The organism is Rhodococcus sp. Leaf278, assembly GCF_001426085.1.
Taxonomy (GTDB): Bacteria; Actinomycetota; Actinomycetes; order Mycobacteriales; family Mycobacteriaceae; genus Rhodococcoides.
This window is the reverse complement of sequence record NZ_LMRR01000009.1, coordinates 1-18,197: the sequence shown is the minus strand read 5'-3', so window position 1 is coordinate 18,197 and position 18,197 is coordinate 1. Positions and strand designations below refer to the sequence as shown.

15 protein-coding genes are annotated in these 18,197 nt (G+C 64.2%); 10 read left to right on the top strand and 5 right to left on the bottom strand.

Going from position 1 to position 18,197, the window contains the following annotated elements; translation table 11 throughout:
* Positions 1 to 29: 29 nt before the first annotated feature.
* Positions 30 to 1,421, bottom strand: a complete 1,392-nt coding sequence (locus ASG84_RS10290; protein ID WP_057476941.1) for an SLC13 family permease — start codon at positions 1,419 to 1,421, stop codon at positions 30 to 32.
* A gap of 137 nt (positions 1,422 to 1,558) precedes the next feature.
* On the opposite strand from ASG84_RS10290, the gene ASG84_RS10285 reads away from it, so the two are divergent.
* Positions 1,559 to 2,494 (top strand): LysR family transcriptional regulator, encoded by a 936-nt coding sequence (locus ASG84_RS10285; RefSeq protein WP_057476940.1) that lies wholly within the window; start codon positions 1,559 to 1,561, stop codon positions 2,492 to 2,494.
* On the opposite strand, the gene ASG84_RS10280 is transcribed toward ASG84_RS10285, so the two are convergent.
* Positions 2,478 to 3,149 (bottom strand): GntR family transcriptional regulator, encoded by a 672-nt coding sequence (locus tag ASG84_RS10280; protein WP_057476939.1) that lies wholly within the window; start codon positions 3,147 to 3,149, stop codon positions 2,478 to 2,480. The two genes, ASG84_RS10285 and ASG84_RS10280, sit on opposite strands and share 17 nt — an antisense overlap.
* A gap of 166 nt (positions 3,150 to 3,315) precedes the next feature.
* On the opposite strand from ASG84_RS10280, the gene glyA reads away from it, so the two are divergent.
* Genes glyA through ASG84_RS10240 form a run of 8 tightly spaced genes read left to right on the top strand, consistent with a single transcriptional unit; the run spans position 3,316 to position 12,300 of the window.
* Positions 3,316 to 4,596 (top strand): serine hydroxymethyltransferase, encoded by a 1,281-nt coding sequence (glyA, locus tag ASG84_RS10275; RefSeq protein WP_057476938.1) that lies wholly within the window; start codon positions 3,316 to 3,318, stop codon positions 4,594 to 4,596.
* Entirely contained in the window at positions 4,593 to 5,831 is a 1,239-nt protein-coding gene (locus ASG84_RS10270; RefSeq protein WP_032367894.1) for a sarcosine oxidase subunit beta family protein, read from the top strand. Before glyA ends, ASG84_RS10270 begins: the two co-directional genes overlap by 4 nt.
* Positions 5,832 to 5,881: 50 nt before the next feature.
* Complete coding sequence (locus ASG84_RS10265) at positions 5,882 to 6,160, top strand: sarcosine oxidase subunit delta (RefSeq protein WP_032377699.1); 279 nt, start codon at positions 5,882 to 5,884, stop codon at positions 6,158 to 6,160.
* Positions 6,157 to 9,000 carry a 2Fe-2S iron-sulfur cluster-binding protein gene (locus ASG84_RS10260; RefSeq protein WP_057476937.1) on the top strand — a complete coding sequence of 948 codons (2,844 nt, stop codon included), beginning with the start codon at positions 6,157 to 6,159 and terminating at the stop codon, positions 8,998 to 9,000. Before ASG84_RS10265 ends, ASG84_RS10260 begins: the two co-directional genes overlap by 4 nt.
* Positions 8,993 to 9,568 (top strand): sarcosine oxidase subunit gamma, encoded by a 576-nt coding sequence (locus ASG84_RS10255; RefSeq protein WP_057476936.1) that lies wholly within the window; start codon positions 8,993 to 8,995, stop codon positions 9,566 to 9,568. Before ASG84_RS10260 ends, ASG84_RS10255 begins: the two co-directional genes overlap by 8 nt.
* A gap of 37 nt (positions 9,569 to 9,605) precedes the next feature.
* Positions 9,606 to 10,514, top strand: coding sequence for a dihydropteroate synthase (folP, locus tag ASG84_RS10250; protein WP_057477091.1), 909 nt, complete (start codon positions 9,606 to 9,608; stop codon positions 10,512 to 10,514).
* Entirely contained in the window at positions 10,511 to 10,921 is a 411-nt protein-coding gene (locus tag ASG84_RS10245) for a glycine cleavage system protein H (RefSeq protein ID WP_057476935.1), read from the top strand. The genes folP and ASG84_RS10245 overlap by 4 nt, the downstream gene beginning before the upstream one ends.
* Positions 10,918 to 12,300, top strand: a complete 1,383-nt coding sequence (locus ASG84_RS10240) for an L-serine ammonia-lyase (RefSeq protein WP_057476934.1) — start codon at positions 10,918 to 10,920, stop codon at positions 12,298 to 12,300. Before ASG84_RS10245 ends, ASG84_RS10240 begins: the two co-directional genes overlap by 4 nt.
* 167 nt (positions 12,301 to 12,467) lie before the next feature.
* Here ASG84_RS10240 and purU read toward each other — a convergent pair whose 3' ends face one another.
* From purU to ASG84_RS10225, 3 genes are all read right to left on the bottom strand, one after another.
* Positions 12,468 to 13,316, bottom strand: coding sequence for a formyltetrahydrofolate deformylase (purU, locus tag ASG84_RS10235; protein WP_057476933.1), 849 nt, complete (start codon positions 13,314 to 13,316; stop codon positions 12,468 to 12,470).
* Positions 13,317 to 13,341: 25 nt separating this feature from the next.
* Complete coding sequence (locus ASG84_RS10230; RefSeq protein ID WP_057476932.1) at positions 13,342 to 15,807, bottom strand: GcvT family protein; 2,466 nt, start codon at positions 15,805 to 15,807, stop codon at positions 13,342 to 13,344.
* A 191-nt stretch (positions 15,808 to 15,998) separates the two neighbouring features.
* Positions 15,999 to 17,642, bottom strand: a complete 1,644-nt coding sequence (locus tag ASG84_RS10225; RefSeq protein ID WP_082520910.1) for a BCCT family transporter — start codon at positions 17,640 to 17,642, stop codon at positions 15,999 to 16,001.
* A gap of 364 nt (positions 17,643 to 18,006) precedes the next feature.
* Between ASG84_RS10225 and ASG84_RS10220 the strand changes: the two genes are divergently transcribed.
* Positions 18,007 to 18,197: alcohol dehydrogenase catalytic domain-containing protein (locus tag ASG84_RS10220; protein WP_156399455.1), on the top strand; the 191-nt coding region annotated here is incomplete at its 3' end.

The window sequence follows — 18,197 nt, the reverse complement described above, 5'->3', positions numbered from 1 at the left end:
GTGCAGCAATGCTTAACGCGTCTGCTCGATCAGAACAGGGCGGGAACGACGACCAGGATCAGCCAGCACAGGGCAGGCGCGATGGCCACGACGATTCCTGCATTGACCAACAGCTGGCGGTAGAAGCGCGGGCGCTCGATGTTCTGGGCGTTGGCCAGCACGAGCGCACCGTTGGTCGAGAAGGGCGAGACGTCGACGACGGTGGCCGAGATGGCCAGAGCAGCGACTACACCGACGACCGGCAGTGCACCGGTACCCAGCAGCGGCATGGCCAGCGGGATGACGGCGGCCAGCAGCGCAGTGGAGGACGCGAACGCCGAGGTGACGCCGATGACGTAGCAGAGCACGATGGCCACGATGATCGGAGCGCCGATGGTGATCGCCATTTCGGCCAGGTGATCGATGGTGCCCACTTCTTGCAGGATCGAGATGTAGGTGACCATGCCGGCGACCAGCAGAACCGTCGACCAGCTGATGTCTGCAATAGCTTCGTTCTGCTTCTTCAGATCCGTGAACGCCAGGACTGCGCCGGCTCCGATGGCGATGAAGCTGATCGGCAGGTGCAGTACGAGAACGAGCACCAGGAGTGCGCCGATAAGGAACAGTGTGAGCTTCTGTACGAACGTGACCGGGGCCGGTGCGTCGACCAGCGTGGTTGTTTTCGGACGAGTGAGAACCTGGGTGCTGCCGCCTGCTGAGCTACCACCTGCGGTGCCGCCGCCGGTGGGGACGGACGTCGAGATCGGCGATCCGCCGACCGGGCCACTGCCGGGCGCGGGGTTGGTGGAGCCGGTCGCGGTGTACTCGAAGCCTTTCATGCGGGCCAGGGCTGCGTAGCCGACAACCGTCAGCACCGAGAGCAGCAGGTTGATGCCGTAGCTGGCGAAGAACAGGGTCCATGGGTCGAGGGCGAGTCCGTTGTTCTCGACGATGTCGCGGACCAGAACGCCGGAGACCGAGATCGGGGAGAAGGCTCCTGCGTGGGCACCGTTGATCACCATGATGCCCATGACCAGCGGGCTCATGCCGGTGCGTGCTGCGAAGGCCATGGCTGCCGGGACGATCAGTGCGACTGCGGCGGGGCTGAAGGTGCCGAGCGCCGTCAGGACCGAGGCGACGAAGAAGAACACCCACGGCACCACCGTCACTCGGCCGTTGACAGCTCTGATGCAGCTGTTCACCAGCAGATCGATGGTGCCGTTGCGTTTGGCCATACCGAAGAAGTAGGTGACGCCGACGATGGTCAACACGATCGAGCTGGGGAACTCGTTCAGAATTTCCTTGTCGTCGAATCCGAGCGCGAAGTACCCGACCACGAAGGCACCGATGAAGCCGAGGATGCCGATGTTGATCGGAAAGAAGGTTGCGATCACGAACATCGCAACCAATGCGATGAGCGGGAGGATCTCGATGGAAGTCATGGGCGTCTTTCAGGTGGCTGGTAAGTGCTCGGTTACATCCGCACTCGAACGTTGTCCCTGTCACATTATTGACGCCTGCCTTTTAGGACAATATCGTTTTGCTACCTAGTCGTTTAGCTCAGCTGAAAGATATTCGCATGAACCACACGTTCGACGTCGTGACGCTGTTCCTTCTGCTCGATATCGCCGAGGCCGGCTCCCTGACCGCAGGTGCCGAACGGGCGAACATGACCCCGTCCGCGGCGTCCCAGCGCATCAGCAAACTCGAACACGGCATCAAACAGCCGGTCTTGACGCGACTGCCACGCGGCGTGCAACTCACCGAAGCCGGCGAAATCCTCACCAGCCGCGCTCGCCTGTTCAGACGGGAGATGCGGGCGGCGAGCGGCGACCTCGAAGCAATCCGAGGGCTCGAACGCGGTTCGGTTCGGCTCGGCTCGTTTCCCACGGTCAGTGCGTCTCTACTCTCCGACGCACTGAAGGACTACCACTCGCGGTGGCCCGGCGTCGACGTCCGGGTTCGATCGGCGGTACGTCCGCAGCTGCTGGACATGCTGCATTCGAGCGAGATCGACCTGGCGCTGCTGTGGAGCTATGCCTGGACGGAGGAGGCAGAACGCTCACTGTCACTCGAGCCGCTGATGGAGGACCCGACCGTGCTGCTACTGCCGATCGACGACGATCGATTGCAGCACGACGTCTCGCTGCACGATCTTCGTGACGCGCGATGGATCATCCGCAGCAACGATCACCCGGCCGCCGAAGTTCTCTATCGCAGTTGTCGCGTAGCAGGATTCGACCCCGACGTCGTGTACGAGGCCCACGACTATCAGGAAATCGAGGCCATGGTGGCTGCCGGTGTCGGCATCGCGATGGTTCCTGGGTTGTCGGTGATTCACCACCGACCCGACGTCACCACCATCGATTTCCCCGAAACGGATCGGGTACCGACGCGCGTCATCTACATCGCGTCCCTCGCTCGGCGCCAATACACACCGGCGATGTACGCGATCTCGACCGCGCTGAGAGGTGCTGCGGAGCGAATTTCGGCTGCAGTTACAGCAATTCCCTGATGGCGTTCTCGAACCCGGTGACGTGTTCGAGCGTCAATTCCGCTGCGGTGTCGGCATCGCCGTCGATGATGGCCTGCAGCAGCACGACGTGTTCACGAACGTGGCCGGCGACGTTCGGCAGTCGGTCGAGGAACATGCACCAGATGCGGGTGGCATGTGCGTCGAGGCTGACCAGGATGTCTTCGAGGTGGGGATTCCCCGAGGCCCGATAGATTTCCCGATGCACGGCAACATCTTTGCGCAGCACCTCACGTGAATCGTCGGTGTCCTCGATACTCGCGATGGAGGCTGCGAGTTCCGCCAGCCGGTCTCGCGCTGCCCGGGTGGCCGTGCGCGCCGCTCGGGCCGAGGCCGCAGGCTCGAGTTGCTTGCGAATCTCCGAGATGTTGGCCAGATCGGTCATGTCGACGGCGGTGGCGAAGGTTCCGCGGCGAGGGTAAGCAACGACGAGTCGCTCGCGCTCGAGTCGTTTGAGACCCTCACGAATCGGGGTTCGTCCCAGTCCCAATTGCTCGGCCAGGCGATCGTCGTTGATCGGTTCACCCGGACGAATTTCCAGCATGATCAGCTGCTCACGCACTATTTCGTAGGCTCGATCGGCATTGGTTCCGACAAACTGCGTTGCATCGATCACCGGCTGAACTTCGATCGTCATCTTGTCTACTCACTCCCGGTCGATGCCCCGCCCTTGACGGCTCTGGTTTGTGATCTTACTCTATTGGCATCTTGATATATCAGTTCCAGACCATTGATCTTCCAGAAGGGCGGCCATCTTGACGCAGGACTTCGCACCGACGGCGACGGCACCGCACCCGAGGGGCGTGACGAACCGTGTTCTCGCCGATCTCGATCCCGAGGTGCACCGCGCGATCAGTGCCGAGCTCGGCCGCCAGCAGAACACCCTGGAGATGATCGCGAGCGAGAACTTCGCACCACTGGCCGTCATGCAGGCGCAGGGTTCGGTACTGACGAACAAGTATGCCGAGGGCTACCCCGGCCGGCGCTACTACGGCGGTTGCGAAAACGTCGACGTCATCGAGCAACTCGCGATCGACCGCCTCAATTCCTTGTTCGGGTCGTCGTTCGCCAACGTGCAGCCGCACTCCGGTGCACAGGCCAATGCCGCTGCAATGGCGGCACTGCTGCAGCCCGGCGATTCGATTCTCGGTCTCGCACTCGCCCACGGCGGACACCTGACGCACGGTATGAAACTGAACTTCTCGGGCAAGCTCTACGACGTCTCCGCCTACCACGTCCGTGAACACGACCATCTCGTCGATATGGCCGAGGTGGAGCGCCTCGCCCACGAGCACCGCCCCAAGCTGATCATGGCCGGCTGGTCCGCTTACCCTCGTCACCTCGACTTCGCCGAATTCCGCCGCATCGCAGACGAAGTCGGGGCCTATCTGATGGTGGACATGGCGCACTTCGCCGGTCTGGTCGCCGCCGGGCTCCACCCGTCACCCGTACCGCACGCACACGTGGTCACCTCCACCACGCACAAGACTCTCGGCGGCCCACGCGGTGGTGTCATCATCACCAACGACGCCGCTCTGGCAAAGAAGTTCAACTCGTCGGTCTTTCCCGGCCAGCAGGGTGGCCCGCTGGAGCACGTGATCGCGGCAAAGGCAGTGTCGTTCAAACTCGCTGCCGAAGAGGACTTTCGGGAACGTCAGCAGCGCACCCTCGAAGGCGCGAAAATTCTGGCCGATCGACTGCTGACCGACGACGCAGCGGCCGCAGGCATCGACGTGGTCTCGGGCGGCACCGACGTCCATCTCGTTCTGGTGGACCTGCGCACGTCCGAACTGGACGGAAAACAGGCCGAGGACAGACTGCATCACGTCGGAATCACCGTGAACCGCAATGCAGTTCCGTTCGATCCACGGCCACCCATGGTGAGCTCCGGCGTCCGCATCGGCACCCCGGCTCTCGCGACGCGCGGCCTGGACGCCACGGCGTTCGCCGAGGTATCCGACGTCATCGCCCACGCGTTGCGCCCCGACACCGACGACCGCGGCCTCGATGCCCTGCGCACCCGGGTCGAATCCGTTGCCGCGCAGTTCCCCCTCTACTCCGACCTGACGGAAGGCTACCGATGACCGCCCCCGCAACCCCACCGGGCGCACATCTGCCCGACCACCCGGACTTCCTGTGGCGCAACCCCGAGCCGAAGAAGTCCTACGACGTCGTGATCATCGGCGGCGGCGGACACGGCCTGGCCACCGCGCACTACCTCGCCAAGAACCACGGCATCACCAATGTGGCTGTGCTGGAGAAGGGATGGCTCGCCGGCGGCAACATGGCGCGCAACACCACCCTGATCCGCTCGAACTACCTGTGGGACGAGAGCGCGCGCATCTACGAGCATTCGCTCAAGCTCTGGGAGGGGCTCGCCGACGACCTCGACTACCCCATCCTGTTCAGCCAGCGCGGCGTCCTGAACCTCGCGCACAGCCTGCAGGACGTCCGCGACAGCGTGCGACGCGTCGAGGCCAACCGTCTCAACGGCATCGACGCTCAATGGGTCGATCCCGACGAGGTCAAGAAGCTGTGCCCAATCGTCAATATCTCCAGCGACATTCGCTACCCGGTGCTCGGTGCGACGTACCAGCCGCGCGCCGGTATCGCCAAGCACGACTACGTCGCCTGGGGATTTGCCCGACGCGCCGACGCGGCCGGTATCGACATCATCCAAAACTGTGAGGTCACCGGCTTCACCACCGACGGCAATCGCGTCACCGGGGTCAAGACCACGCGCGGCGACATCGCCACCGGCCAGGTGGCTCTGTGCGCGGCCGGGCACACCTCGACGCTCACGGACATGCTCGGCATCAAGACTCCACTGCAGAGCCACCCGCTGCAGGCGCTGGTCTCGGAACTGCTCGAGCCGGTGCATCCCACAGTCGTCATGTCGAATGCCGTGCACGTGTACGTCTCCCAGGCGCACAAGGGTGAACTGGTGATGGGCGCGGGCGTCGACTCCTACAACGGCTACGGCCAGCGCGGTGCCTTCCACATCATCGAACGGCAGATGGCAGCCGCGGTCGAGTTGTTCCCCGTGTTCGCTCGTGCGCACCTGCTGCGCACGTGGGCCGGCATCGTCGACGTCTGTCCCGACGCCTCCCCCATCGTCGGACGCACGCCGTTCGACAACGTGTTCCTCAATTGCGGTTGGGGCACGGGCGGATTCAAGGCGACCCCCGGTGCCGGCTGGTGCCTGGCCGACACCATCGCCAACGACGAAGTGCACGAGTACATCGCGCCCTTCAGTCTGGACCGATTCGTCACCGGTGCGCTGGTGGACGAGCACGGTGCCGCAGGCGTGGCTCACTAGTCTCTCCGCCCGACCCACGCAGCACCCGAACGAGAAATCTTGGAGTGGCAATGCAATTGATCGAATGCCCGTGGTGCGGGAGTCGAGAAGAGACCGAGTTCCACTACGGCGGCCAGGCGCACATCGCCTACCCCGAGGAGCCCTCGGCTCTGACCGACGAACAGTGGGCGCACTTCGTGTTCTTCCGCGACAACCCCAAGGGGCTCTTCGCGGAACGGTGGAGCCACAGCGCAGGGTGCAGGCGTTGGTTCAATGCCGTACGGGACACCGCTACCTACCGAATCCACAGTGTCTATCGCCTCGACGACCCGAAGCCGGTGAACCCATGACCGCATTCCGCACCGCATCCCGCGGCCGCATCGACCGCACGAGCACCTTCGACTTCACGTTCGGCGGCTCTGCCCTGCAGGGCCACCCGGGTGACACGCTGGCATCTGCGTTGCTCGCCAACGGCATTCATCAGGTCACCACCAGCATCAAGCTCGGCAGGCCCCGTGGATTCACCGCAGCATGGGCCGAGGACACCGGCGGACTCGTACAGATCGAGGAGCCGTTTCCCGAGCCGATGCTGCTCGCCACGACCATCGAGCTGTACGACGGCCTGGTCGCCCGCGGCATCCCCGGGCAGGGGCGTCTCGCCGAGATCTCCGACTCCGCCAAGTACGACGCGATGCACGCCCACGCGGACCTGTTGGTCGTCGGGGCAGGACCGGCCGGTCTGACGGCTGCTCTGGTCGCTGCCCGCAGTGGCGCTCGCGTGGTCGTCGTCGACGATCAGAGCGAGTTCGGCGGCTCCCTGCTCGGCTCCGACGACGTCATCGACGGACGGCCGGCCCTGGAATGGGTGGCCGACGCGGTGACCGAGTTGTCCACCTTCCCCGACGTGACCCTGCTGCGCCGCACCACCGCGTTCGGTTCCTACGACGACGGCTTCGTGCTCGCCCTCGAGCGCCGCACTGATCACCTGGGCTTGGAAGCGCCTGCCGCGCTGAGCCGTCAGCGAGTCTGGCGTATTCGTTCACGTCATATCCTGGTAGCCACCGGCGCCCACGAACGTCCCGTCGTCTTCACCGACAACGATCGACCCGGAATCATGTTGGCGCACAGCGCACGGACGTTCCTGCATCGCTACGGCGTGACGGTAGGAACCGAGGCCGTGGTCTTCACCACCAACGACAGCGCGTACAAGGCCGCCGTCGATCTGCACGACGCCGGGGTCCGCATCGCGCGCATCGTCGACGCCCGCGTCACTGCGCCCGAACACTGGCTCGGCCTGTGCCGCGAACGCGGCATCGAGGTGCGTACCGGCAGCGTCGTATCCGGCACCCGCGGCGACACCCGCGTCACCCATGCTTTGGTGACCGGTGCCGACGGTGCCACCGACACCGTGGCCTGCGACGTCCTTCTCGTCAGCGGTGGCTGGAACCCCGCTGTCCACCTGTTCAGCCAGGCCCGCGGAAAGCTGCGCTACGACGGCACACTCGGAGCATTCGTGCCGGCGGACGACGTCGAGGGCATCAGCGTCGCCGGGTCGGCATCGGGCGTGTTCGATCTGGCCGGCTGCATCGGAGGTGGCAGCTCGGCAGCAGCAGAAGCACTGGCCGGTCTCGGCTTCTCTGTCACCGAAACTCCCCTACCAGCAGTCGATTCCCTGCCCAGTAGCGAGTCGCTGGTGCTGTGGCGGGTGCGCGACGACTTCGGAGCCGACAGCCAGTTCGTCGACGTCCAGCGTGATGCGACGGTGGCCGATCTGGTCCGCGCCGTCGGTGCAGGCATGTCCTCGATGGAACACATCAAGCGCTACACCACAATCGGCACCGCACACGATCAGGGCAAGACCTCCGGTGTGGTGTCCTCGGGCATCGTGGCCGAACTGCTCGACAAGCCGGTGGAAAACCTCGGCACCACCACGTTCCGCCCGCCGTACACCCCGGTGGCGTTCGCGGCGTTGGCCGGTCGCAATCGCGGCATGGCTTTCGACCCGGAACGCGTTACCGCAGTCCATGATTGGCACGTCGCACGCGGTGCGGTCTTCGAGGACGTAGGACAGTGGAAGCGGCCCCGCTACTACCCCCTGCCCGGCGAAGAGATGCACGACGCCGTGCTCCGGGAATGCGCTGCGGTGCGTGCGAGCGTCGGCATGCTCGACGGTTCGACACTCGGCAAGATCGACGTGCAGGGTCCCGACGCGGGTGTGGTGCTCGACATGTTCTACACGAACATGATGAGCAACTTGAAGGTCGGCATGGTTCGGTACGGCGTGATGTGCGGTACCGACGGCATGGTCATCGACGACGGCACCGTGATGCGGCTGGCGGACGATCGATTCCAGGTGTTCACCACCACCGGCGGCGCAGCAGGAATGCTCGACTGGATGGAGGAATGGCTGCAGACCGAGTGGCCGCACCTCACGGTTCGGCTGACCTCGGTGACCGAGCAATGGGCCACGTTCCCCGTCGTCGGACCGCGTTCCCGCGATCTCGTCGGTGAATTCTTTCCCGAACTCGACGTCTCCAACGAGGCGTTCCCCTTCATGGCGTGGCGAGATGCTTCGATCGACGGTGTGCCGGTACGCGTGGCACGAATCAGCTTCTCCGGCGAACTCGCCTTCGAGGTGAACATCGATTCCTGGCACGCCCACGCACTGTGGTCGCGGCTGATCGAGGCCGGCGAGAAGTACGGCATCACCCCGTACGGCACCGAGACCATGCACGTGCTGCGGGCCGAGAAGGGTTACCCGATCGTCGGCCAGGACACCGACGGCACCGTCACCCCGCAGGATCTCGGCATGAGCTGGGCGGTATCGAAGAAGAAGCTCGACTTCATCGGAAAGCGCTCGTTCGACCGCGCCGAGAACCGGAACCCGTTGCGTAAGCAGTTCGTCGGCCTACTGCCCGTCGACCGGGAAACCGTCCTCCCCGAGGGCTCGCAGATCATCGAGCACTCCGAGAGCGGCGTCCTCCCCGAACTTCCGGTACCGATGCTCGGCCACGTCACGTCGAGTTACGCCAGCGCAGAACTGGGCCGCCCGTTCGGGCTGGCCCTGCTCGAAGCCGGACGTGACCGACTCGGCGACATCCTGCACGTCCCGGTCGGCGACACCCTCGTCGCCGTCGAAGTCACCGGCTCCGTACTCGTCGACCCGGAAGGTAACCGCCGTGATGGCTGACCGACTCGCCGCCAGAAGCCCGCTCGCAGAGACAGTCCTGCCGGATTCGCCTGCTGTCCGGATCGTGGAGGAGCCGTTCCTCGCCGGTATCGACCTGTGGGTCGATCCGAACGGACCGGGCGGTGGCGCCGCCTCGGCCGCGCTCGGCACCGAACTCCCCGGCCCCGGCCGCGTCGCCGAGGGCACGAACACCACGGCCATCTGGCTCGGCCCCGAGGAGTGGCTGGTGATCGGAGCCGGCCTCGATCCCGTCGAACTCGAACACCGTCTCGGTGCGGCTGTTCGCGAGCATCGGGGTGCGGCAACGGACGTGTCCGCGCAGCGCACCTGTCTGCGGCTCAGTGGTTCCCGAGCCCGCGAGGTGTTGGCGAAGGGATGCTCGATCGATCTGCACCCCCGCGTCTTCCCGGCAGGCTCGACGGTCCAGACGATGCTGTCGATGGCAGGCATGATCCTCATCGCCTGCGACGACACGGGAACGGACTACCGCATCCTCGTGCGCTCGTCGTTCGCACGCTATCTCGCAACCTGGCTGACCGACGCGGCCGAGGAATACACCGACGTCTGATCGTCCCGTTGGACTCGCGCGAGAAAAGGTGACCGTAGTGCTCACGACCGTCTCCACCGCAACACGGGCAGCCGATGCCCGCGATCGACTGCTGACCCGGCTGACGACCTCACATCCCGTGGTCTGCGGAATCGTCAACGTCACCCCGGATTCGTTCTCCGACGGAGGGATGTTTCTGGACACCGATCGTGCTGTGGCGCATGCACTGTCGATGGTCGACGAGGGAGCCGAGCTGCTCGACATCGGCGGCGAATCGACCCGGCCCGGGTCAATCCCACCCACCGTCGACGAGGAGATCGCCCGGGTCGTACCGGTGATCGACGCCCTGTCCAGACGCACCTCGACACCGCTGTCGGTCGACACCTCCCGGCCCGAGGTGATGCGAGAGGCGGTGCGCGCCGGGGCAAGTGTCATCAACGACGTTCGTGCCCTTCGTCTTCCGGGTGCGCTCGACGCCGCAGCCGAGCTGGACGTTGCCGTGTGCCTCACGCACATGCTGGGCGAGCCGTCGACGATGCAGCATTCCCCTCGCTACCGCGACGTCACTACTGAGGTGTGCGAGTTTCTCGAAGACCGGGCTGCCGAATGCATCCGGGCCGGGATTCCGGCGTACCGCATTCTGGTGGATCCGGGGTTCGGATTCGGCAAGACCCTCGAGCACAATCTGCAACTGCTCCATGGCCTTCGGAAGGTGCACTCGACCGGCAGGCCGATCATGGCGGGCGTGTCCCGCAAAGGCATGATCGGTGCCATCACCGGAAGAGATGTCGACGACCGGCTCGCCGGATCACTCGCTGCCGCGATCGTCGCGGCCCAGAACGGGGCGTCACTCCTCCGGGTGCATGACGTCGCCGCCACCGTCGACGCACTGGCCGTGCTGCGGGCACTGCGTTCACTCGACTCGATTTCAGGTCAATCCACGAAGAATGCCGAGGCCACCTCATGACCGCATCCCTCTCCTCCGCCCGCCGGCTCTTCAGCGCTGAGCACGGCTGGATGGCCGTCGACCCGTTCGGCTCACCCGCTCAGACTCCGAGCCGAGTGGGTGTGACGCCGGACGCCTTGGGCGGCGCGTCCGACATTCTCGGCGTCGACCTTCCGTCGGTTCGTACCGTACTCACCGCAGGTGAGGCGTGCGGCACCATCCGCACGTCCACCGGCTCGGTCACGGTGTTCGCGCCGGCGAGCGGCTTGGTCACGATCGTCAATCCCGTTGTACAAGAGGACCCCTCGATCGTGGCCGCGGATCCGCTCGGCGCCGGCTGGCTGTTCGCCGTCCTGACCCCCGCAGCCGCGTCGTTCGAGGATCTCACCGCGCGCGAGCCCACCGACGCAGTGGGGACGACCTCATGACCATCAGTGTGTTCGACCTCTTTTCGATCGGAGTCGGCCCCTCGAGTTCGCATACCGTCGGGCCGATGCGTGCGGCCGCTCGATTCGTCGACGATCTGCGCACGATGTCTGCCTTCGACGAGGTTCGAGACGTCACGGTGGACCTGTACGGCTCGTTGGCCGCGACCGGAGCCGGACACGGCACCATGACCGCTGTACTGCTGGGGCTGGAAGGTTATGCGCCCGAGAGCGTCACGACCGAGGTGATGGAAGAACGGCAGGCATCGATGGCGGCCACCCGCCGAATCGTCTTCGGTGGTCACCGCGAGATCGACCTAGCGGTCGACGACATCGTGTTGCGTCCGTTGACGGTCTTGCCGTTCCACCCCAACGGAATGAAACTGACTGCCCGCGCTGCAGATTCGACCGAACTGCACTCCGAGACCTACTTCTCCGTCGGTGGCGGATTCGTGGTGACCGAGGCCGAAAGCGTCGAGGCTGTTACACCCCTTGCCTCTGCCAACGGGTTCGCGTCGGCCAAGGAACTGCTCCAACTCTGTGAACGTCGACACTGCAGCATCAGTGACGTCATGACCGAGGTCGAACTCGAACGCCGCACGCTCGACGAGATACGAGACGGACTGCTGCACATCCGCGACGTGATGGTCGAGTGCGAGGTTCGCGGTATCTCCCGCGACGGTTATCTCCCCGGCGCGCTGGGAGTTCGGCGTCGAGCACGGGACTGGTTCCTGCGGCTCGACGCCGAGGACCCCCACCGCTCGAGCGAATTCGCCGAGGATTGGGTCAATCTCGTGGCCCTCGCGGTCAACGAGGAGAACGCGTCCGGCGGTCGTATCGTCACAGCCCCCACCAACGGTGCGGCGGGCATCATCCCGGCCGTACTGCACTACGCCACTCGCTACACCGCCGCAGGGATCGCCGATCCCGACGGCAGCACGGTGCGCTTTCTGCTCACCGCCGGCGCGATCGGGTCGCTCTACAAGGAGATGGCCTCGATCTCCGGTGCCGAAGTGGGCTGCCAGGGCGAGGTCGGTTCGGCAGCATCGATGGCTGCTGCCGGTCTGGCCGAGGTACTGGGCGGCACACCCGAACAAGTGGAGAACGCCGCCGAGATCGCGATGGAACACAGCCTCGGCCTGACGTGCGACCCCATCGGCGGGCTGGTGCAGATTCCGTGCATCGAACGCAACGCCATCTCGGCTGGCAAGGCCATCAATGCTGCACGAATGGCATTGCGCGGCAACGGTACTCATCGTGTAAGCCTGGATCAGGTGATCGAGACGATGCGCTCCACCGGTGCCGACATGCATTCGAAGTACAAGGAGACCTCGAGCGGCGGTCTCGCGATCAACGTGCCGGTCAGTTTTGTGGAGTGTTAGAGCGTGGAGTGCTAACGGGAGACCTCACACCCCTTTTGGGGGGTGCGCGCGTGTTCTCCGCACAGAGAACCAGCGCGCACCCGGCAAAAAGGGTGTGAGGTTCTCCTGGACCACCGCAACAACGAGGGGCCCGTACCGAATCGGTACGGGCCCCTCGTGTGTCGAGCTCAGCTGAAGATCACCGTCCGGTGTCCGTGCAGCAGAACGCGATTCTCGCAGTGCCAGCGCACGGCCCGCGACAGTGCGAGCGCCTCGGCGTCCTGTCCGACGGTGGCCAGACGAGACGGGTCGTGGGTGTGGTCGATGCGAATGACCTGCTGCTCGATGATCGGGCCCTCGTCGAGATCGGGAGTGACGTAGTGCGCCGTCGCTCCGACCTGCTTTACGCCCCGGTCGAAGGCCTGGTGGTACGGCTTCGCACCCTTGAAGCCGGGCAGGAAAGAGTGGTGGATGTTGATGGCTTTGCCATGCAGCGCTCGACACGTCTCGTCGGAGAGCACCTGCATGTAGCGGGCCAGCACCACCAGGTCCACCTCGTACTCGGCGACGAGGTCCAGCAGACGCTGCTCGGCTTCGGCTTTGGTACCGGGGGTGACGGGAACGTGGATGAACGGCAACCCCGCGGCCTCGGCCATCGGCCGGAGCACCTCGTGGTTGCTGACCACGGCCACAAGTTCTCCGCCGAGATTCTGGGAACGCCAACGGAAGATGAGGTCGTTGAGGCAGTGCCCCATCTTGGAGACCATGACGAGTACGCGCGGCTGACTACAGCCGTTGAAGGTGTACATCATCGCGAATCGATCGGCCACCTCCCGGAAACTCTCGGTCAGCTTCTCGATGTCGGTGCTGCGGCTGGCCACGAACGACGTGCGCAGGAAGAACGACCCGTCCGTCGAGTCGTCGAATTGTTGGTGTTCGGCGATGTCGCAGTCGTTGTCGAACAGGAACGCACTGACGGCCCGGACGATGCCCGGCCGCTGTCCGCAGCTGAGCGTGAGGGTGAAGTTCTCGGTCATCGAATCTCCTGGTACTGGTGGGTCGTCAGCTGCGGATCTTGGCCATCTCGGGATCGACGAGGGGCTCGGCCACAACGGTGGCGGACACGAGCCGGTCGAAGTATCGAATCTGTACTGCTGCACCGGGTTCTGCGCTACTGGCCGGCACCCAGGCGTACGCGATGGGTGCGCCGACGGTATGTCCGAACGAGGCGCTGGTGACGTAACCGGCGGGTTCACCGTCGACCAGGACGGGCTCGTGGCCGAGGACCACCGACGAGCCGTCGTCGACCTTCAGGCAGACGAGCTTCCTGGAGACGGTGTCGTCGGACATCTCGAGAACGGCGTCGCGGCCGCGGAACTCACCCTTGGCCGGGCGAACCGCGAAGCCGAGACCTGCCTCGTAGGGGTTGTGCTCGGTGGTCATGTCCGAGCCCCACGACCGGTAGCCCTTCTCCATACGCAAACTGTTGAACGCAGCGCGCCCACCGGCGATGATGCCGAACTCGGAACCGGCCTGCCACAACATGTCCCACAGTCGCTGGCCGTAGTCGGCGGTGGTGTACAGCTCCCAACCGAGCTCGCCCACGTACGACAACCGCATCGCCGTGACGGGGACTCCCCCGATCCGAACCTGCTGGCAGCGGAAGTACTTGAAGTTCTCGTTGGAGAAGTCGTCCTGGGTGAGCTTCTCGACGACCTTGCGGGCATGTGGACCCCACAGACCGATGCAGCACGTGGAGCCGGTGATGTCGTCGACGGTGACGCTGCCGTCGCTCGGTGCTTCGCGGCGGAGGTAGTCGAAGTCGAGGTTGCCGTTGGCACCCACCTGGAATTCGTCCGCGGACAACCGCGCGACGGTGAGGTCGCTTCGGACGCCGCCCTTCTCGTCGAGGGCCAAGGTGTACGTGACGGCCCCGACGGACTTGTCCATCTTGCCGGACGTCAATCCTTCCAACAGAGCCAGCGCGCCTGGTCCACGCACGCGCAGGCGCTTGAGCGGGGTCATGTCGTACATGGCCACGGAGGTACGGGTCTTCCAGGCCTCGGCTGCGGCGATGGGCGAATGAAACATCGAGGCCCACTCGTCGCGCTTCGGCGGCTGCCACTCGGCGGGAAGTTGTTGCACCAGATCGGCATTGGCCTCGTACCAGTGCGGCCGCTCCCAACCGCCGCCTTCGAGGAACACGGCACCGAGCTGATGCTGCCGCGCGTTGAAGGGACTGACCCGGACATCACGCGGGGACATCCGCGGCTGCGAGGGATGCAGGACGTCGTAGATCTCGACGAAGTTCTGCTGCGAGGTTTCGCTGACGTAGGCGGGATCGAGCTGGAAATCCTCGAAGCGGTTGACGTCGCATCCGTGCAATTCCACCTCGGAGCGCCCGTCGACCAGCAGCTGTGCGATGGCCCGGCCGACTCCGGCCGAGTGCGTGACCCAGACGGCCTCGGCGATCCAGAAGCCCTTGACGTCCGGGGATTCGCCGAGCAGCGGTCCACCGTCCGGTGTGAACGAGAAGACTCCGTTGAAGGCGTGGTCGATCTTCGCGGTCTCGAGGCAGGGCAACAGCAGCTTGGATTGCTCCCACGACGGGGCGAAATCCTCCTGCGTGAAGTCCAGCATGGACGGCATGGCGTCGTCGGACACACCGTCTCCGCCGGGCAGGGTCTTGGTGTCGACGGGCATCGGGCGGTGTGCGTAGCTTCCGATACCGAGACGGTCGACGTGCTCGCGGAAGTACAGGTCCTGATCCTGGTGACGAAGAATGGGCATACCGGCCTCGGCCGCTTCGGTGTTGCGTCCCACCAGTTCCGGGATCTGGTCGGTCTTGGCGTACTGGTGAGCCAGGGGCAGCAGCGGCACCTTCATGCCGACCAGTTCACCCACATCGGGGCCCCAGAAGCCGGCGCAGGACACCACGATGTCGGCCTCGATGACGCCCTGATCGGTCGCCACACCGGTCACTCGGCCGCCGGTCTGTTCGATACCGACGACCTTGGTGGAACCGCGGAAGACTGCTCCGCGCGATTCTGCGCGACGGGTCAGTGCCACCACGGCGCGCGACGCCTTGGCAAGTCCGTCCGTCTCGACGTACAGACCGCCGAGAACACGCGAACGGTCGATCAGCGGATGCAGTTTGGCACATTCGGATGGGTCGATAACCGATCCTTCGATTCCCCAGGACGTGGCCCAACCCTGCTTGCGATGCAAGTCCGCCAGTCGCTCCTCGGTGGTCGCCACTTCGAGACCGCCGAGCTGGTTGAAGCACCATTGCCCGTCCACTTCCAGGCCCATGAACTTCTCTACCGTGTACCGGGCGAGTTCGGTCATCGTCTTGGATGCATTGGTCTGGAACACCAGACCCGGTGCGTGCGAGGTGGATCCACCCGTGAGAGGGAGTGGCCCCTGATCCAGCACGGTGATGCGATCCCAACCGCGTGCGGTGAGCTCGTCGGCCACGTTGGTACCGACAATGCCGGCGCCGATGATGACAACTCTCGGTGAACCCATGGTGGTCCTTCCGTATCGGGGTGGAGAGATGGAGCTCGGCCGAGATGATCCGCAGCCTGCACGACAACTAACCAGAGATTGATATATCAAGAGTATGGGCAGGGATGGATGTGGTCAACCCCCGAAATACCGAGGGTGCGGGACGCCTGTATACGCGTCCCGCACCCTCGGCTCACTTCACCTGTCGGTCTTCACTTTCCAGCTTTTACTTTGGGCGGAGCCTTCGGGTTCTTGACGATGAACGGATCGTTGGTGACGTCCTTGTAGAGCGAGACACACGTACCGATCATCACCAGCACGAACGGTGCCGCCACGATGATCGTCATCGTCTGCAGTCCGCTCAGAGCGTCCGATCCTCCCGTCCACAGCATCAGGATCGCGATGCCTCCGGTGACCAATCCCCAGAAGGCGACGACGCCGCGTGACGGATCCAAAGTGCCGCGCTGAGACAGGGTTCCCATCACGATCGACGCCGCGTCTGCACCACTGACGAAGAAGATGCCCACCAACACCATCACCAGCACCGACGAAATGCCGGCCAACGGAAACTGATCGAGAACCGCGAACAATTGCGATTCCGGTTTACCGAGGGCCACCAAATCCTCGGTTCCTGACTGCTGCTGCCCGATTGCCGCTCCACCGAAGATCGAGAACCAGACGAGGCTCACCGACGTCGGAATGAGAATGACGCCGATGACGAACTGGCGGATGGTGCGGCCACGACTGATGCGAGCGAGGAACATACCGACGAAGGGGGTCCACGAGATCCACCACGCCCAGTAGAAGATGGTCCAGGACGAGAGCCAGGACTCCGTCTCGGGTCCACCGGACGCCGCCGAACGCGCCGACATTCCGGCGATGTGTGCCGCGTAGTCACCGAGAGTGGTGGGCAACAGGTTCAGGATCAGCACCGTGGGTCCTGCGACGAACACGAACACCGCAAGCACGAGGGCCAACACCATGTTGATGTTCGACAGCCACTGAATTCCCTTGGACACTCCGGACACTGCCGAGGCCACGAACGCGAGCGTCAGAATGGCGACGACAGCTACGAGCAGAAGCGTCCCGGCTTGGTTGACCCAGCCGAGAACCTCTATACCCGAACCGATCTGGAGTGCACCGAGTCCGAGCGAGGCAGCAGTACCGAACATGGTGGCAAAGATCGCCAGGATGTCGATGACCTTGCCGATGGGGCCCTCGGCGCGACGGCCGATCAACGGAATGAACGACGAGCTGATGAGTTGCTTGCGGCCCATCCGGTAGGTGCCGTATGCAATGGACAATCCGACCACCGCGTACATCGACCACGGGTGCAATCCCCAGTGGAAGATGGCCGTCGACAGTGCCGTTCCCACAGTCGAATCGGTGATTCCGGGCGGCGGAGTAACGAAGTGGGTGAGCGGCTCGGCCACTCCCCAGAAGATCAGGCCAATTCCCATGCCGGCGCTGAACATCATCGCGATCCAGCTGACGGTATTGAATTCGGGCTTCTCGCCGTCTTTGCCGAGCGGAATCTTTCCGTACCGACTGAGCGCGAGCCAGATCGCGAAGATCACGAACCCGGTGGCCGAGAAGATGAAGAGCCAGCCGATATTCGTCACGACCCAGTCGAGTACCGACGCATTGACGGACTTCATGTTCTCTTTGCCGAGAACACCCCACACGAGGATTGCGATCACGATCGCGGCGGTGATACCGAACACCACCTTGTCCGTGCGCGGCTTGCCCTCCTCTCCGTGGTGGTAGACCTCGAGAGGACCGTAATGATGAGGTTCGTGTTTATCGGAAGCGGCGACCCGAGTCTTGTCGCTCCGGGGTTTGCTGTTCGTTGTCACATCGTTCTCCCTCCGGCTCTCGCCGAATAGGTATGTCGCCCGTGCACGCAGCGTGGATGGTCGGAAAGATGCGCGACGCGTTGCTCTCTGCGCAACTTCGATTTGCCTGAACTCGAACAAGACTGAGCCGACCCGACGGCTATGTCAAGAGATAGCACGGCACTTCGATGGATTCGACACGGTACTTACTGTCTACAAATAGGCGTTCAGCTGCAGGTATCCGAGCGTGCGCGCGCGACCAGGCAAGAATTCGATACTCGCATTTAACATTGGATACTGTCCGGTAACTGATATATTAACTCGATTCCAACATTCGCAGCGGCACCGATTCCCGCTGCTCGATCAGATCTCAGGAGCATCAACCATGCCGCAGCAGGTCCGCGCCGTCGTCGCCAAGAGCAAGGGCGCACCCGTCTCCATCGAGACGATCACCATTCCCGACCCCGGCCCGAACGAGGTCGTGGTGAAGATCCAGGCGTGCGGGGTGTGCCACACCGACCTGCATTACCGCGAGGGCGGCATCAACGACGAGTTCCCGTTCACGAGTTCCCGTTC

Excerpts from the sequence above, each read along its gene's own strand:
- ASG84_RS10270 (WP_032367894.1), top strand. The coding sequence starts at position 4,593 with ATGACCGCCCCCGCAACCCCACCGGGCGCACATCTGCCCGACCACCCG.
- ASG84_RS10230 (WP_057476932.1), bottom strand. The coding sequence starts at position 15,807 with ATGGGTTCACCGAGAGTTGTCATCATCGGCGCCGGCATTGTCGGTACC.
- ASG84_RS10260 (WP_057476937.1), top strand. The coding sequence starts at position 6,157 with ATGACCGCATTCCGCACCGCATCCCGCGGCCGCATCGACCGCACGAGC.
- ASG84_RS10285 (WP_057476940.1), top strand. The coding sequence starts at position 1,559 with ATGAACCACACGTTCGACGTCGTGACGCTGTTCCTTCTGCTCGATATC.
- ASG84_RS10265 (WP_032377699.1), top strand. The coding sequence starts at position 5,882 with ATGCAATTGATCGAATGCCCGTGGTGCGGGAGTCGAGAAGAGACCGAG.
- ASG84_RS10255 (WP_057476936.1), top strand. The coding sequence starts at position 8,993 with ATGGCTGACCGACTCGCCGCCAGAAGCCCGCTCGCAGAGACAGTCCTG.
- purU (WP_057476933.1), bottom strand. The coding sequence starts at position 13,316 with ATGACCGAGAACTTCACCCTCACGCTCAGCTGCGGACAGCGGCCGGGC.
- ASG84_RS10290 (WP_057476941.1), bottom strand. The coding sequence starts at position 1,421 with ATGACTTCCATCGAGATCCTCCCGCTCATCGCATTGGTTGCGATGTTC.
- ASG84_RS10280 (WP_057476939.1), bottom strand. The coding sequence starts at position 3,149 with ATGACGATCGAAGTTCAGCCGGTGATCGATGCAACGCAGTTTGTCGGA.
- ASG84_RS10245 (WP_057476935.1), top strand. The coding sequence starts at position 10,511 with ATGACCGCATCCCTCTCCTCCGCCCGCCGGCTCTTCAGCGCTGAGCAC.
- ASG84_RS10240 (WP_057476934.1), top strand. The coding sequence starts at position 10,918 with ATGACCATCAGTGTGTTCGACCTCTTTTCGATCGGAGTCGGCCCCTCG.